Raw genomic sequence first — 14,956 nt, forward strand, 5'->3', positions numbered from 1 at the left:
GGGAAGGGAGACCACGGTGCTGACCCGCGCCCTGGGCCGGACGCCCTACTACGTCGTCGCCGGAGGGCTGGCCGTCATCTTCCTCTTCCCCCTGCTGTGGAACGCCTGGGCGTCCGTCAGCGGACAGCCCGGCACCGCGCAGGAATCCGGTTACGGCCTCGGCAACTACCGCACGCTGCTGGAGTACGACGCGGGCCTGTGGCGGTACCTCCTCAACAGCACCGTCGTCTCGGCCCTGACCGTCGCCCTGACCCTGGGGGTGTCGCTGCTGGGCGGCTACGCCTTCGCCCGTTTCGACTTCCCCGGCAAGAACGCGCTGTTCCTGCTCACCCTGGCCATCCTCATGGTCCCCTACGCCACGCTCCTCATCCCGCTCTACGTACTCCTCGGCAGACTGCATCTGCAGAACTCGCTGCTCGGGCTGAGCCTGGTACTGGCCATGTTCCAACTGCCGTTCGCCACCTTCATGATGCGGATCTCCTTCGAGGCGGTGCCCCGCGAACTGGAGGAGTCGGCGCTCGTCGACGGCTGCGGCACGGCGGGCGCGCTGCGCCGCGTCCTCCTCCCGGCGGTACGGCCGGGGCTGATCACCGTCGGACTCTTCGCGTTCCTCGCCGCCTGGAACGACTTCATCGCACCGCTGATCCTCATCTCGGACAGCGAGAAGGCACCGCTGCCGCTGGCCGTCGCGAACCTGCGGCAGCAGAGCATGGGCGCCGTCGACTACGGCGCCACCGAGGCGGGCGTGGTCGTCCTCGCCGTGCCCTGCCTCCTGCTCTTCCTGCTGCTCCAACGGCACTACGTACGGGGCTTCATGTCCGGCGCGCTCAAGGGCTGAGGCTCCCACCCGAGCGCCCTGCGCCCAGGCCTGAGCACCGTACATCCCGGTCCGAGCGCCGCACACCACGATCGAAGGGACGAACCGAAGGCATGGACTCGTGAAGGAGAACACGGCACGGTCAGCCGCCCTGCCGGTGGCGCCGACCCGCGGCCGGCTGCGACCGCTCGGTCTCGACGAGGTCAGGATCACCGGCGGCTTCTGGGCCCGGCGCCGGCACACCAACGAGACCGTCACCCTCGGGCACTGCCGCGACTGGATGGAACGCGTCGGCTGGACCGGCAACTTCCGGGCGGCGGCCGAGGGGCGGATCCAACAGGACCGGCGCGGCCGGGAGTTCGCCGACTCCGAGCTCTACAAGCTCCTCGAAGCCATGGCCTGGCAGTCCGGCACCGGCACCACGCCCGACGCGGAGACCGCCGCGCTCACGGAGGTCCTCGCGGCCGCCCAGGAACCGGACGGCTACCTGAACACCGCCTTCGGCCGACCCGGACAGCGGCCCCGCCACAGCGACCTCGCATGGGGCCACGAGCTCTACTGCGCCGGGCACCTGATCCAGGCGGGCGTCGCCCAGGCCCGCACCCGGGGCGAGGGCGAACTGACGAGGATCGCCCGGCGCGCCGCCGACCACGTGTGCGCCACCTTCGGCCCGGGCGGCATCGAGGGCGTCTGCGGCCATCCTCAGATCGAGACGGCCCTGGTCGAACTGGCCAGGCTGACGGGGGAGCGGCGCTACCTCGACCAGGCCGCGCTCTTCGTCGACCGCCGCGGTCACGGCACGCTCCCCGACGGCGAGTTCGGCCGCGCCTACCACCAGGACGACCTGCCCGTACGGGAGGCCACGGTGCTGCGCGGCCACGCCGTCCGTGCCCTCTACCTCGCGGCCGGCGCCGTCGACGTGGCCGTGGAGACCCGGGACGACGCCCTGCTCGCCGCGGTCGTACGGCAGTGGGAGGCCACCGTCGCCCGGCGCACCTATCTGACCGGCGGCATGGGCGCGCACCACCAGGACGAGTCGTTCGGCGACGACTTCGTCCTCCCGCCGGACCGCGCCTACTCGGAGACCTGCGCCGGCGTCGCCTCCGTCATGCTCAGTTGGCGGCTGCTGCTGGCCACCGGGGAGCCGCGCTACGCCGACCTGGCCGAGCGCACCCTGTTCAACGTGGTCGCCACCTCCCCGGCGGAGGACGGCCGGTCCTTCTTCTACGCCAACACCCTGCACCGGCCCCACCGGGACGCCGCGCCCGCCACGGAGACCGTGAGCCCGCGCGCCGAATCGGGCCTGCGCGCCCCCTGGTTCGCGGTGTCCTGCTGCCCGACCAATGTGGCGCGGACCCTGGCCCAACTGCCGGCCCACCTCGCCACGGCGGACGACCAGGGTGTTCAACTGCACCAGTACGCGGACGCGGAGATCGACACCACCCTCACCGGCGGCCACCGTGTGGCCCTGCGGGTCCGCACCGACTACCCGTCGGGCGGGACCGTGACCGTGACCGTCGACCGGTCGCCGGACCACCCGTGGACCCTGACCCTGCGCGTCCCCGCGTGGACGGCGCACGCCACCACATGGCTGGCCGACCCGGACGGACGCCGCCGTACCGTCGCCCCGGGCACGGCCGGGACCACCCGGGTCTTCCGGCCCGGTGACGAGATACGGCTCGAACTGCCCGTACGGGCGCGCTGGATCCGCGCCGATCCGCGCATCGACGCGGTACGCGGCACGGTGGCCGTGCAGCGCGGACCGCTGGTGTACTGCGCCGAATCCGTGGACCTGCCGGAAGGACACGAGGTCGACGCGGTACGGGTGGACCCCTCCGCCGAACCGGAGGACGGGCCGGACGGGCCGGACGGCGCGGGCGGCACCGTCGTGGTCGCCGGGGAGGTCACCGCGCACGACGCGCGGCACGGCGAGAGCTGGCCGTACCGGCCGCTCGACGCCCCGGCGCGCCCGCCGGCCGCCGACCGCGCGGGGATCGTCCTGGTCCCGTACCACTCCTGGGCGAACCGCGGGCCGTCCACCATGCGGGTGTGGCTGCCGACCGTGGAACCGGACCACCTCGCCCCGCCCACGTAGCCGTGCACCGCCCGCCGACCACCCACGATCGGAGTTCGAGAGCATGTCCCAACCCCCCACCCGACGCGGTCTGTTGAGGATCGCCGCCGGGACCGCGGCCACCGTCCCGCTCGCCCACGCCGCCCAGCCGGCGCACGCGGCGCCCACCGGCGCGGCCCCGTCCGCGGCGCCCGTCCAGGCCGCCGTGGCGCCGGTGCCCGTACCGTCCACCTGGGCGGTCCACCCCTTCCCCCTGGACCGGGTGACGCTCGGCGACGGCGTCTTCCGGCGCAAGCGCGACCTGATGCTCGACTACGCGAGGTCCTATCCGGCCGACCGCATCCTGGCAGTCTTCCGGGCCAACGCCGGGCTCGACACCCGTGGCGCCCGGCCACCCGGCGGCTGGGAGACCTCCGACGGTAATCTGCGCGGCCACTACGGCGGCCACTTCCTCACCCTTGTCTCCCAGGCGTACGCCGACACGGGGGAGAGCGCCCTCAAGGCCAAGCTGGACTACCTGGTCGGCGCGCTGGGCGAGTGCCGGCGGGCCCTGGCGGACCACGGCTCACCGAGACCCAGCCACCCCGGCTACCTGGCGGCGTACCCGGAGACCCAGTTCATCCTGCTGGAGAGCTACACGACGTACCCCACCATCTGGGCGCCGTACTACACCTGCCACAAGATCATGCGCGGCCTCCTCGACGCGCACACCCTGGCCGGCAACGCGCAGGCCCTGACCATCGCCTCGCAGATGGGCGACTGGGTGCACCACCGGCTCGGCCGCCTGCCGAAGGCACAGTTGGCGCGCATGTGGTCGATCTACATCGCCGGTGAGTACGGCGGGATGAACGAGGTCCTCGCCGACCTGCACGCCCTCACCGGCAGGGCGGAACACCTGGCCGCCGCCCGCTGCTTCGACAACACCGCGCTGCTGGCCGCCTGCGCCGAGGACCGCGACACCCTGGAGGGCATCCACGCCAACCAGCACATCCCGCAGTTCACCGGATATCTCCGGCTTTTCGACCACACGGGGGAGGAGGAGTACGCCGCCGCGGCCCGCAACTTCTGGTCCATGGTCGCGGGCCCCCGCATGTACAGCCTGGGCGGCACGGGCCAGGGCGAGATGTTCCGGGCCCGGGGAGCCATCGCGGCCACGCTCGACGACAAGAACGCCGAGACCTGCGCGACGTACAACATGCTCAAGCTGAGCCGGCAGCTCTTCTTCCACCAGCAGGACCCCGCGTACATGGACTACTACGAGCGAGGGCTGACCAACCACATCCTCGCCTCCCGCCGGGACGCCCGCAGCACGGACAGCCCGGAGGTCACCTACTTCGTCGGCATGGGCCCGGGGGTGGTGCGCGCGTACGACAACACCGGCACGTGCTGCGGCGGCACCGGCATGGAGAACCACACCAAGTACCAGGACTCGGTCTACTTCCGCTCCGCCGACGGCAACGCGCTGTACGTCAACCTCTACCTCGCCTCGACCCTGCGGTGGCCGGAGCGGGGTCTCGTCATCGAGCAGACGAGCGACTATCCGGCCGAAGGCGTCCGCACCCTGACCTTCCGTGAGGGCGGTGGCAAGCTCGATCTGAGACTCCGGGTTCCGGTCTGGGCCACGGGTGGCTTCACCGTCACGGTCAACGGGGTCCGGCAGCGAGCCGAGGCGGAGCCCGGCAGCTACCTCACCCTGAGCGGAAACTGGCAGCGCGGCGACCGGATCGGGATCTCCGCCCCCTACCGTCTGCGCGTCGAGAGGGCCCTGGACGATCCCGCCGTCCAGTCGGTGTTCCACGGGCCGCTCCTGCTGGTCGCGCGGAGCCAGGAGACGGGGTTCCGCGCGTTCTCCTTCTACAAGGACTTCACGCTCCGGGGCGACCTCGCCGACGCGATCGCCCCCGAGGGCCGCCCGATGCACTTCACCACGCACGGCCTGACCCTGGCCCCGTTCCACATCGCGGACAACACCCGCTACCACGCCTACTTCAGGCGCGCCGAACCCGTCGTCGTGTTCGGCGCGACCGACTCCGGTGTGGCGAACCGCGCCCGCGGTGACGGGCTGACCTTCCTCGACGTCCTCTGGGCGCAGGCCCCCTTCGCGGCCTCCGGCCCCTTCGTGACGGCGGTGCGCGCCCTCGCCGAAACCTGGCTGTCCGAAGGGCTGTTCACCCGTACCGAGCGGGACCGCGTCGTGGCGGCCGCGGTCGGCGCGGACCTGCGACGCTGAGCGGAGTGCGCCGGCGTGCCTGGGAGCGGTGGCCGCCCCCAGGCATCGGCCTCAGAGGGCCCGGGGTCAGAGACCGTCGCGCACCATGGCGACGACGATCTGGACATGGCGATCGCCCGCCGTGTTCGAGAACTCGTTCTCGTAGTTCAGGCCGTAGGGCCAGAAGTGTCCCCCGCCGGCGGACAGCGTGGCGCCCGCCCCGTCGAACCGTTTGACGAGCGCCGTGGCCTGCGCGCCGCGCCAGGTCCCTCCGCTGGTGAGGGAGGACCAACTCCCACTGGTGCCCACGCCGATGGTGTGGGCGATCTCGTGCAGCGCGGTCCTCTCGGTCATGTAGCCGCGGTTGCCGAACCGGATGGTCCCGTTGATGTTGCCATCGGCGGTGGGCACGCCGGGGTCGTACCGGACGGTGATGCTCTTACCCAGGTCGCTGAGGTTGTTGTACCGGGCCACCGCGGCGTTCATGGCCGTCGTGATGAGGCCGTACGCCGTCAACTGGTCCTGGGTGGGGTTGCTCGCCCGTTCGAGGGTCCAGGTGATGTCGGCCGCCGCCACCTGCCCCTGGGCCCCCTGGGCTCCCGGTACAGCCTGCGGTGCGGCCTGAGCGACGCCGGGACCTGCCAGTACGGCGGCTGCGAGCGCGATGACCGCGAGTGCGGCGCCGGTCGTCCTCGTGCGCTGAACGCGCCAGGATATGACCGTTCGCCCAGTGGGCTCCGGGGTCCGTCGTGGACTCATGTGAGGGGTCCTCCTGTGGGGGGTGGGCCGTCGGATGAGGGGGCGACGGCATGACCGGTGGCTCCGCCGAGGATGTGGGGCGGATCACCCGACGTCCGTAAGTATCCAGCCGGGAAATAGGGCGTCAAGAGGCACCGCACCCGTGACGTCGCACGGCGGGGCGGTCCCATCCGCACCTGATGCCAGTTGATCAGGAAGCCGCTCGGTCGGCCGGGACGCGGTCGTGGGCGGCATCCGCCGCGGGTGCGAGAGGGAGGCCCACGTCACATCCGCGCATGTCACACCTCGCCGGGCTGCCCCGTCCCAGAGGTGTAAGCGCCAACAACGGCAAGGAGTGCACCATGAACGCCCGCTTGAACCCCCTCTCCAACCCGGCCTCGGCCAAGGCCCTCAAGCACGTCATCGCGGCGAGCACGGCACTCGCGGACTCGACGCTGCCGAACGCGACGAAGGAGCTGGTGAGGCTCCGGGCCAGTCAGATCAACGGCTGCGCCGGCTGCGTCGACATGCACACCAAGGAGGCCGCGCACGCCGGGGAGACCTCGGTGCGCCTCCACCTGGTCGCGGCCTGGCGGGAGGCCACGGTCTTCACCGACGCCGAGCGCGCGGCCCTGGAACTGGCGGAGCAGGGCACCCGCATCGCCGACGCGGCGGGCGGCGTCACCGACGAAGCGTGGGCGAACGCCGCCAAGCACTACGACGAGGATCAGCTCACCGCCCTGGTGTGGGACATCGCCATCATCAACGCCTTCAACCGTCTGAACGTCATCACCCAGCAGCCCGCCGGTGACTACCAGCCCGGCCGGCACGGATAACAAGCGGTTCTTGGCCGGTGCCCACCTCACACCCGCCCCGGCTGCCCCTCGTCGGGGTCCGGGGAGGGTGTGCCGAACCACCGGCTGAGGGTATGGCGCAGTACGCCGAGGTCGGTGGCGCCCGTCTCGCCGTCGGTGGCCCAGGCGACGTAACCGTCCGGGCATACCAGCAGCGCGGTCAGTCCGGTCGGGCCGGGCAGGGTCCGTACGTCGACCCTGTGGGCCCAGCCGTCCGCGACGGCGCGGAGTTCGGCCGAGTCGGTCAGGTCGAACAGGACCGGCCGGGGGAGCCGTACGGCGTCCTCGGCGCCGGGCAGGTCCGGCATGTGCCGGCCGGTCGACGGGTGTGTCGCCGGGCCCGTTTCGTAGCGGATGCCCAGGCCCTGCACCATGCTCACCAGCCGTTCGGTCAACCCCGGGGTGGGGATCAGCTCGCCGAACTACGCGTGCGTCGCGCAACTGTGCGCATCCCGCCGCATGATCGCGAGCTGTGCGCGGGTGTTCGCCAGTACCCGCGCGGCCACCGGGTGCCGTTCGGTGGTGTAGCTGTCCAGCAGTCCGTCCGGCGCCCAGCCCTGTACGGTGGCGGCCGGTTTCCAGCCCGGGTTGACGGCGTCCTGAAGGCCCAGGTGGGACGACCTCGTCAGCATGCTGCTGCAGGCCCGGCGCAACGGACGCCCCTGGCCGGAGGAGGACATCCTCTTCAACTGCATGAACGTCGCCGTCGGCGGCAACGAGACCTCCTCGTACACGGCCTGCGCGGGCATCCTCGCGCTGCACCGGAACCCGGCGCAGAACGCGCTCCTCCGGGCCGACCCGGAACTCACGGACAGCGCGGTCAACGAGATGCTCCGCTGGAGTTCGACCAACGCCTACGTCATGCGCCAGGCCGTCCGCGACTTCAAGATCGGCGGCCGGCTGATCCAGGACGATGACACCGTGACCCTGTGGAACGCCTCGGCGAACTTCGACGAGACCCGCTTCCCCGATCCGGACACCTTCGACATCACCCGTACGCCGAACCGGCACCTCTCGTTCGGCATCGGTATCCATCGCTGCATCGGTGCGATGCTGGCCCAGATCGAACTCGGCATCCTGGTACGGCACATGACCGACAGCCGGGTCTCCTTCACGGTCTCCGGCCCGGTACGACGCCTGCGGTCGAACTTCATCCGGGGCACCACCAGCCTCCCCCTCACCATGACGGCCGCGTCCGGCCTGTAGACCCGCGCGCCAGGGGCCGGCAGCCGCCCCTCGACCACCGGCGGCCCTCCGGAACGCCCCGGCCCACCTCACAGAGGGCCGGGGCGTTTCCCACGCGGCCGGTCATTCCTTGTGGGCGACATATCCCCACTGGTCGACGTCCGGGTCCGCCGTCCCTTCCTCGGGGAACCAGCGGTTGATGGGGCCGAGCCCGGGCGGGGCGACGGTGAGGCCGGCGGCGAACGCTGCCATCTGCTCGGCGGTACTGGCCACGTAGGGGGTGGTGCCCGAGGCTGCGTACGTCTCGTTCGCGGCGTCGGCCTTCGGCGTGGAGATCGTGGTGCACAGGACGAGGTAACTGCCCGATGCCAGACGGTCCATGTACGTCCGCACCAGCCTCGCGGCCTCGGCCGGGTCGGGGATGTGGCCGATGACGGACAGCACCATCAGTGCCACCGGCCGGTCCAGGTCGAGTGTCCGTGCCGCGTGGGTCAGGATGCTGCCCGGGTCGGTCAGGTCTCCGTCGATGTAGTCGGTCGCGCCCTCCGGGGTGCTGGTGAGCAGGGCGCGGGCGTGCGCGAGCACGATGGGGTCGTGGTCGACGTAGACGATCCGGGCGTCGGGAGCGACGCGCTGGGCGACCTCGTGGGTGTTGTCGGCGGTCGGCAGACCGGTGCCGATGTCGAGGAACTGCCGCACACCCCGCTCGGCGGCCAGATGACGGACCGTCCGTCCGAGGAACGCCCTGCTCGCGCGGGCGATGTCGACGGCCTCGGGCCACTCCCGCTTCATCCGCTCGCCCAGCTTCCGGTCGGCCTCGAAGTTGTCCTTGCCGCCCAACAGGTAGTTCCAGAACCGCGCGGAATGCGGTTTCTCGGGCTGGAGGTCCAGGTGCCGGGTGAGGTCGTCGCCGCTGCTCATCGGGTTCCCTTCGGGAGCGGTAGGCGGATGGTGGGGAGGTCGCCATGATGGCGACTCATGGAGCCGAGGGCACGAGGAATCACGAAACGCGTCATCACCTGACGCCAGGTGGCACGGTTTGGCGCCACCCGGCGCCACCCGGTGCCATCTGGTGCCATTCCGTGCCCCTGAACGCGATTGAGCGCGTATGGCGCCACCATCGCTCACGTTGGTGCCAGTACGTTTGCGCTGGTCAGAATGGTTACGCCTAGCGCGGCGCCAAAGATGTGGCATCGCGGCTTGCGCGTGGCGCCATTGTGGTGCCATGATGGCGTCATGGACCTCACCCCGTATGTCGACACCCTCCGCCGCGAACTCGCGGTGGCCGCCGAAGCCGGCGGCGACGAAGCCCGCGAGCTGGCCGAGAGGCTCACCGCCCCCCTGGAGTCGGCGACCCGGTTGGCCATGCTCAATGTGCTCTCCGCCGCGACGGACGAGATCACCCGCGAACTCGCCCCCGGCTCGGTCGACGTACGGCTGCGCGGGCTCGACCCCGACTTCGTGGTGACACCGCCGCCCACCGACGGTGCCCCCGCGGCGCCGGCCGCGCCCGCCGAACCGTTCAAGGCGTCGGCCCCGGCCGACGGCGACGAGGGCGGCACCGCCCGCGTCAATCTGCGTCTGCCGGCCCACCTCAAGACCCGCGCCGAGGAAGCCGCGAGCCGCGAGGGCCTGTCGGTCAACGCGTGGCTGGTGCGGGCCGTGTCGTCCGCGGTCGACGGCGGCACCCGGCCGCGTACGACGGAGAAGACCCAGACCTTCGGACAGAGCTTCACGGGCTGGGTGCGCTAGCCGCGCCCCGCCCCACCTCACCCGTACCACTTCACCCACACCACGTCCCACCAGCGGGGACGCCCCGAAGACCCAAGAGGACGAGACAGCCATGCCTTCTTTCGACACACCCGAACCGATCTCGGTCACCGCGCACGTGGAGGCCGGTTCCATCCAGTTCACCGCGGGCGACCGCCTCGACACCGTCGCCGACGTGCGGCCCCGCGACCCGAAGCGGGACCAGGACGTACGGGCGGCCGACCAGACCGAGGTCACGTACGCGAGCGGCGTACTGATCGTCAGGACGCCCAAGTCCAGTCTGTTCGGCCGCACCGGCGCCGTCGACGTGACGGTCGAACTGCCCGCGGGTTCGCGCATCGACATGACCGGCGCCTGGGCCCAGGTGCTCGGCGAGGGGCGGCTCGGCGAGGTCCGCGTGAAGATCTCGTCCGGCGACGTCCGCCTCGACGCCACCGGCCCGCTGAAGCTGACCGCGTCGCACGGCTCGATCACCGTGGACCGGGTCGACGGTGCGGCCGAGATCACCACCAGCTCCGGCAGCCTGCGCCTCGGCCTTGTCGACGGCGCCGCCGTCCTGAAGAACTCGCACGGCACCACGACCGTCGACGCCGCGACCGGCGAGCTGCGGGTGAGCGGAGCCAACGGCGACATCGATATCCGGCGCGCCGAGGACTCGGTCACCGCCACCACTGCCCACGGCGCCCTGCGCGTGAGCGAAGTGGCCCACGGCACCGTCCAGTTGGAGACCTCCTTCGGCGCCATCGAGGTCGGCGTCCGCGAGGGCACGGCCGCCTGGCTCGATGTCAGCTCGGGCTCCGGCCAGGTGCGCAACACGCTCACCGCGTCCGAGACCCCGGAGCGGACCGAGGACGCCGTCAAGATCCGCGCCCGCACCCGGCACGGCAACATCGACATCCGCCGCGCCAAGGCCTGAGCGCCGCATTCCCCGCCGGCCGCATTCCCCGCCGGCCGCACGCTCCGGCGGCCGCGTGCCCCACCGGCCGCGTCCTCCCGGTCCCATCCTTCATCCACTTCAGCCTTCGAACGGAGGGCACCATGCCTTCTTCTGTCATGCCCACATCAAAGCAAGGTGACGGTCACTCGTCGCCGATCGCCGTCTCCACGGTAGGTCTGCGCAAGTCGTACGGGGGCAAGACCGTCCTGGACGGGATCGATCTGCGTATCCCGGCGGGGACTGTATTCGCGTTGCTCGGCCCGAACGGCGCCGGCAAGACCACCGCCGTCAAGATCCTCTCCACGCTCATCACCGCCGACGGCGGGCAGGCCCAGGTCGCGGGCCACGACGTCGCCACGTCACCGGACGGGGTGCGGGCCGCGATCGGTGTCACCGGGCAGTTCTCGGCCGTCGACGGGCTGATCACCGGTGAGGAGAACATGCTCCTCATGGCGGACCTGCACCACCTGTCCCGGCGTGAGGGGCGGCGGGTCACCGCCGAACTGCTGGAGCGCTTCGACCTGGTCGATGCCGCCAAGAAGCCAGCCGCCGGCTACTCCGGTGGCATGAAGCGCCGCCTCGACATCGCCATGACCCTCGTGGGCGGTCCGCGGATCATCTTTCTCGACGAGCCGACCACGGGTCTCGATCCGCGCAGCCGTCACACCATGTGGGGGATCATCCGCGAGCTGGTATCCGGTGGCGTCACCGTCTTCCTCACGACCCAGTATCTGGAGGAGGCCGACGAACTCGCCGACCGTATCGCGGTGCTGAACAACGGGAAGATCGCCGCCGAGGGGAGCGCCGACGAGCTGAAGCGCCTCATCCCCGGCGGGCATGTGCGGCTGCGGTTCACCGACCCGGTCGCGTACCGGTCCGCCGCCCTCGCCCTGACCGAGGTCCAACGCGACGACGAGGCGCTGGCGTTGCAGATTCCCAGCGACGGCAGCCAGCGTGATCTGCGCTCCGTTCTGGACCGGCTGGACTCGGCCGGTGTCGAGGCGGACGAGCTGACCGTGCACACCCCCGACCTCGACGACGTGTTCTTCGCCCTGACCGGCTCCACCCACATCCCCGACCAGTCCAAGGAGACCGTCCGATGAGCGCCCTCTCCCTCGCCGTACGCGACGCCAACACCATGCTCCGCCGCAACCTGCTGCACGTACGGCGCTACCCGTCCCTCACCCTCAACCTCCTGCTCACCCCGGTCATGCTGCTGCTGCTCTTCGTCTACATCTTCGGCGACGTGATGAGCGCCGGAATCGGTGGCGGCGATCGCTCCGCGTACATCGCCTATCTCGTCCCGGGCATCCTGCTGCTGACCATCGGCGGCACCACGATCGGCAGCGCGGTGTCCGTCGCCATGGACATGACCGAGGGGATCATCGCCCGCTTCCGTACGATGGCGATCCACCGCGGGTCGGTGCTCATCGGGCACGTCATCGGCAGCGTGCTGCAGTGCGTGATGAGCGTGGTCCTCGTCGGCGCCGTCGCGGTGGCCATCGGGTTCCGGTCCGCGGATGCCACCGCCCTGGAGTGGATCCTCGCGGTGGGGCTCCTGGCCCTCGTCTCCCTGGCGCTCACCTGGATCGCGGTCGGGATGGGCCTGTCCAGCCCGACCGTCGAGGCGGCCAGCAACAACGCCATGCCGCTGATGGTCCTGCCGCTTCTCTCCAGCGCCTTCGTCCCGATCGACGCGATGCCGGGCTGGTTCCGGCCGATCGCCGAATACCAGCCGTTCACCCCCGCCATCGAAACCCTGCGCGGCCTGCTCCTCGGCACCGAGATCGGCCACAACGGCTGGCTGGCCGTCGCCTGGTGCCTCGCCCTGGCCGCACTCGGCTACTTCTGGTCCACCTCACTGTTCAACCGTGACCCGAAGTAGCGGGAGAAGGGCCGGGAAGTAGAGGGAGAAGGGCTGGCCCGCAGGTTGAGGGCCGCGCCCGCAGATCGTCCCGCCCCGGGGCGGCGTACGCCGACACCGCGTTGGCGTACGCCGCCCCGTCGGCGTTCCCCGCGGTCCGCGCTGTTCCCCGGTGCCGGAGCCCGCGAGTGGTTCAGAGGAGCGGTGTCCGGCTGTCCGCCGGGACCGTGTCCGTGCCCCAGCTCGCGAGGAGGCGCAGAGCCTCCGCCGACGCGGAGCCCGGCTCCGCGTGGTAAACGGACAGGAACTGTTCGGGGTCGTCCGGGAGGCGCATGGTCTCGTACGCGAGGGTGAGGTCGCCGACCAGCGGATGCCGCATCCGCTTCACGCCGTGGCCCTTCTCCTTCACGTCGTGCGTGGCCCACAGCCGCCTGAACTCGTCGCTCTTTACGGAGAGCTCACCCACCAGCGCCGACAGGTCCGGATCCTGCGGGTGCTGGCCCGCGTACAGCCGCAGATAGCTGACCATGTCGGACGCCTTGGAGTCCCAGTCCAGGAACAGCTCGCGGTAGGCGGGGGAGAGGAAGGTCAGCCGCGCCCAGTTGCGCTCCGCGGACGGCAGCTTGCCCCAGTCGCCGAACAGCGCCGCCGCCATGCGGTTCCAGGCGAGGATTTCCGAGCGTGCCCCGCCGATGTACGCGGGCATGCTCTCCATCGAGTCCAGCATGTGCCGCAGCGCCACCCGCACCTGCTGCCGCTTGTGCACCCGGTACTTCCTGCGCTCCTGCTTCGGCTTGGCGAGGTGGGTGAGGTGCGCGTGCTCGGCGTCGCTCAGGCGCAGGGCGCGCGCGATCGAGTCGAGCACCTCAGCCGACACATTGCGCCCGTTGCCCTGCTCCAGACGTGTGTAGTACGCCACCGAGACCCCGGCCAGTTGTGCCAGCTCCTCGCGACGCAGCCCCGGCACCCGCCTGTGCCGCCCGTGCGAGGGGATACCCACGTCCTCCGGCTTGAGCCGGGCCCGCCGGGTGCGCAGGAATTCGCTGAGCTCGGCCCGGCCGTCGAGGCCCTCGGGGAAGGCCGCCTGTCCGTTTTCCGTGGCGGGGGTGTCATCCATGCCTCCCAGTATTCCCGGTCGTACGACCAGAAGCCTGACCCCGTCAGTAGTAGGACCACTGGACGTACGCAAAGCGGTGACCTGGGTGATCACGGTGTGAGGAGGCACGCTGGAGACATGACCACGACTGTTGCCGCATACGCCGCCCCCAGCGCCAAGGCCCCGCTGGAGCGCACCACCATCGAGCGCCGTCCGGTCGGCGAGTTCGACGTTCTGATCGACATCAAGTTCGCCGGCATCTGCCACTCCGACATCCACCAGGCCCGCGAGGGCTGGGGTGAGGCCATCTTCCCGATGGTGCCCGGTCACGAGATCGCCGGCGTCGTCGCCGAGGTCGGCTCCGGCGTGACGAAGTTCAAGGCCGGCGACCGGGTCGGTGTCGGCTGCATGGTCGACTCCTGTCGCGAGTGCGAGAACTGCGAGGCCGGACAGGAGCAGCACTGCGTGCGCGGGAACGTCGGCACGTACAACGCCGTCGGCCGCGACGGCGAGCCCACCTACGGCGGCTACTCGCAGAAGGTCGTCGTCGACGAGAACTTCACCGTCCGCATCCCGGACGGCCTCTCGCTGGACGTGGCCGCGCCGCTGCTCTGCGCCGGCATCACCACGTACGCGCCGCTCAAGCACTGGGGCGCGGCCCCCGGCAAGAAGGTCGCCGTGGTCGGCCTGGGCGGTCTCGGCCACATGGCCGTCAAGATCGCGCACGCCCTCGGTGCCGAGGTCACGGTCCTCTCCCAGTCGCTGCGCAAGAAGGACGACGGCCTGAAGCTGGGCGCCGACCACTACTACGCCACCAGCGACGCGGCCACCTTCGAGAACCTGGCCGGCACCTTCGACATCATCCTCTCCACGGTGTCGGCGCCCCTGGACTTCGGCGCGTACCTGAGCCTGCTGAAGACGGGCGGCGCCCTGGTGAACGTCGGCGCCCCCGAGGAGCCCGTCGCCCTCAACCTGTTCTCCTTGATCGGCGGCAACAAGACCCTCGCCGGTTCGATGATCGGCGGCATCGCCGAGACCCAGGACATGCTCGACTTCTGCGCCGAGCACAACCTCGGTGCCGAGATCGAGCTGATCGAGGCGAACCGGATCAACGAGGCCTACGAGCGTGTGCTCGCCTCGGACGTGCGCTACCGCTTCGTGATCGACACGGCGACGATCTGAGCCGCGCGGCTCTGCCGAGCACGTAACCCACCACGCCCTCCCCGGGCTCCGTCGGGATCCCCCGTATCCACCGGAGCCCGGGGAGGGTTTTCCCTGGACCGGCTGCCGCCGGGCCGCGCTCTCCTCGGCCCCGGCCGCCTTCGGGGCGTTCGCTAAAACGAACGCGAGGTTCACTACATCGATGGTTCGGTATAGTGAACGTATGGTTCATTCAATCAGGGAGGGCGCGG

At 70.9% G+C, this 14,956-nt stretch carries 15 protein-coding genes; 10 read left to right on the forward strand and 5 right to left on the reverse strand.

What is annotated here, in order from left to right; genetic code table 11:
* Nucleotides 1-16: 16 nt before the first annotated feature.
* From ACIBJC_RS08045 to ACIBJC_RS08055, 3 genes are all read left to right on the forward strand, one after another.
* Nucleotides 17-838, forward strand: a complete 822-nt coding sequence (locus tag ACIBJC_RS08045; protein ID WP_399289400.1) for a carbohydrate ABC transporter permease — start codon at nt 17-19, stop codon at nt 836-838.
* Nucleotides 839-938: 100 nt separating this feature from the next.
* Entirely contained in the window at nt 939-2,912 is a 1,974-nt protein-coding gene (locus tag ACIBJC_RS08050) for a glycoside hydrolase family 127 protein (RefSeq protein ID WP_399289402.1), read from the forward strand.
* Between the two features lie 43 nt (nt 2,913-2,955).
* The gene (locus ACIBJC_RS08055; RefSeq protein ID WP_399289404.1) at nt 2,956-5,121 is read left to right on the forward strand and encodes a glycoside hydrolase family 127 protein; all 2,166 of its coding nucleotides are present in this window, start codon (nt 2,956-2,958) and stop codon (nt 5,119-5,121) included.
* 66 nt (nt 5,122-5,187) lie between these two features.
* Here the strand turns inward: ACIBJC_RS08055 and ACIBJC_RS08060 are convergent, their stop codons facing one another.
* Nucleotides 5,188-5,859 carry a hypothetical protein gene (locus ACIBJC_RS08060; RefSeq protein WP_399289406.1) on the reverse strand — a complete coding sequence of 224 codons (672 nt, stop codon included), beginning with the start codon at nt 5,857-5,859 and terminating at the stop codon, nt 5,188-5,190.
* 341 nt (nt 5,860-6,200) lie between these two features.
* Here ACIBJC_RS08060 and ACIBJC_RS08065 point away from each other — a divergent pair, with 341 nt between their 5' ends.
* Nucleotides 6,201-6,674, forward strand: a complete 474-nt coding sequence (locus tag ACIBJC_RS08065) for a carboxymuconolactone decarboxylase family protein (RefSeq protein WP_399289408.1) — start codon at nt 6,201-6,203, stop codon at nt 6,672-6,674.
* Between the two features lie 26 nt (nt 6,675-6,700).
* On the opposite strand, the gene ACIBJC_RS08070 is transcribed toward ACIBJC_RS08065, so the two are convergent.
* Together ACIBJC_RS08070 and ACIBJC_RS08075 are read right to left on the reverse strand one after the other, a co-directional pair.
* Nucleotides 6,701-7,066 carry a hypothetical protein gene (locus tag ACIBJC_RS08070; RefSeq protein ID WP_399289839.1) on the reverse strand — a complete coding sequence of 122 codons (366 nt, stop codon included), beginning with the start codon at nt 7,064-7,066 and terminating at the stop codon, nt 6,701-6,703.
* A gap of 48 nt (nt 7,067-7,114) precedes the next feature.
* Nucleotides 7,115-7,324, reverse strand: coding sequence for an FAD-dependent monooxygenase (locus ACIBJC_RS08075; RefSeq protein ID WP_399289409.1), 210 nt, complete (start codon nt 7,322-7,324; stop codon nt 7,115-7,117).
* Between ACIBJC_RS08075 and ACIBJC_RS08080 the strand changes: the two genes are divergently transcribed.
* Complete coding sequence (locus ACIBJC_RS08080; protein WP_399289412.1) at nt 7,323-7,898, forward strand: cytochrome P450; 576 nt, start codon at nt 7,323-7,325, stop codon at nt 7,896-7,898. The genes ACIBJC_RS08075 and ACIBJC_RS08080 overlap by 2 nt on opposite strands.
* 102 nt (nt 7,899-8,000) lie before the next feature.
* Here ACIBJC_RS08080 and ACIBJC_RS08085 read toward each other — a convergent pair whose 3' ends face one another.
* Nucleotides 8,001-8,798: an SAM-dependent methyltransferase gene (locus ACIBJC_RS08085; RefSeq protein ID WP_399289414.1), complete on the reverse strand. Its 798-nt coding sequence runs from the start codon at nt 8,796-8,798 to the stop codon at nt 8,001-8,003.
* Nucleotides 8,799-9,113: 315 nt separating this feature from the next.
* Here ACIBJC_RS08085 and ACIBJC_RS08090 point away from each other — a divergent pair, with 315 nt between their 5' ends.
* From ACIBJC_RS08090 to ACIBJC_RS08105, 4 genes are all read left to right on the forward strand, one after another.
* Nucleotides 9,114-9,629, forward strand: a complete 516-nt coding sequence (locus ACIBJC_RS08090; protein WP_399289416.1) for a hypothetical protein — start codon at nt 9,114-9,116, stop codon at nt 9,627-9,629.
* A gap of 91 nt (nt 9,630-9,720) precedes the next feature.
* On the forward strand, nt 9,721-10,563 hold the full coding sequence (locus tag ACIBJC_RS08095; RefSeq protein ID WP_399289418.1) for a DUF4097 family beta strand repeat-containing protein: 843 nt from the start codon (nt 9,721-9,723) through the stop codon (nt 10,561-10,563).
* A gap of 122 nt (nt 10,564-10,685) precedes the next feature.
* A complete protein-coding gene (locus ACIBJC_RS08100) occupies nt 10,686-11,687 on the forward strand; it encodes an ATP-binding cassette domain-containing protein (protein ID WP_399289419.1) in 1,002 nt (333 codons plus the stop codon).
* A complete protein-coding gene (locus tag ACIBJC_RS08105) occupies nt 11,684-12,469 on the forward strand; it encodes an ABC transporter permease (protein ID WP_399289421.1) in 786 nt (261 codons plus the stop codon). The genes ACIBJC_RS08100 and ACIBJC_RS08105 overlap by 4 nt, the downstream gene beginning before the upstream one ends.
* Nucleotides 12,470-12,641: 172 nt before the next feature.
* On the opposite strand, the gene ACIBJC_RS08110 is transcribed toward ACIBJC_RS08105, so the two are convergent.
* Nucleotides 12,642-13,565, reverse strand: coding sequence for a helix-turn-helix transcriptional regulator (locus tag ACIBJC_RS08110; protein ID WP_399289423.1), 924 nt, complete (start codon nt 13,563-13,565; stop codon nt 12,642-12,644).
* Nucleotides 13,566-13,682: 117 nt separating this feature from the next.
* Here ACIBJC_RS08110 and ACIBJC_RS08115 point away from each other — a divergent pair, with 117 nt between their 5' ends.
* Nucleotides 13,683-14,726, forward strand: a complete 1,044-nt coding sequence (locus ACIBJC_RS08115) for an NAD(P)-dependent alcohol dehydrogenase (RefSeq protein ID WP_399289425.1) — start codon at nt 13,683-13,685, stop codon at nt 14,724-14,726.
* Nucleotides 14,727-14,956 lie beyond the last annotated feature (230 nt).

It is taken from the genome of Streptomyces sp. NPDC050509 (genome assembly GCF_044457965.1).
GTDB lineage: Bacteria > Actinomycetota > Actinomycetes > Streptomycetales > Streptomycetaceae > Streptomyces.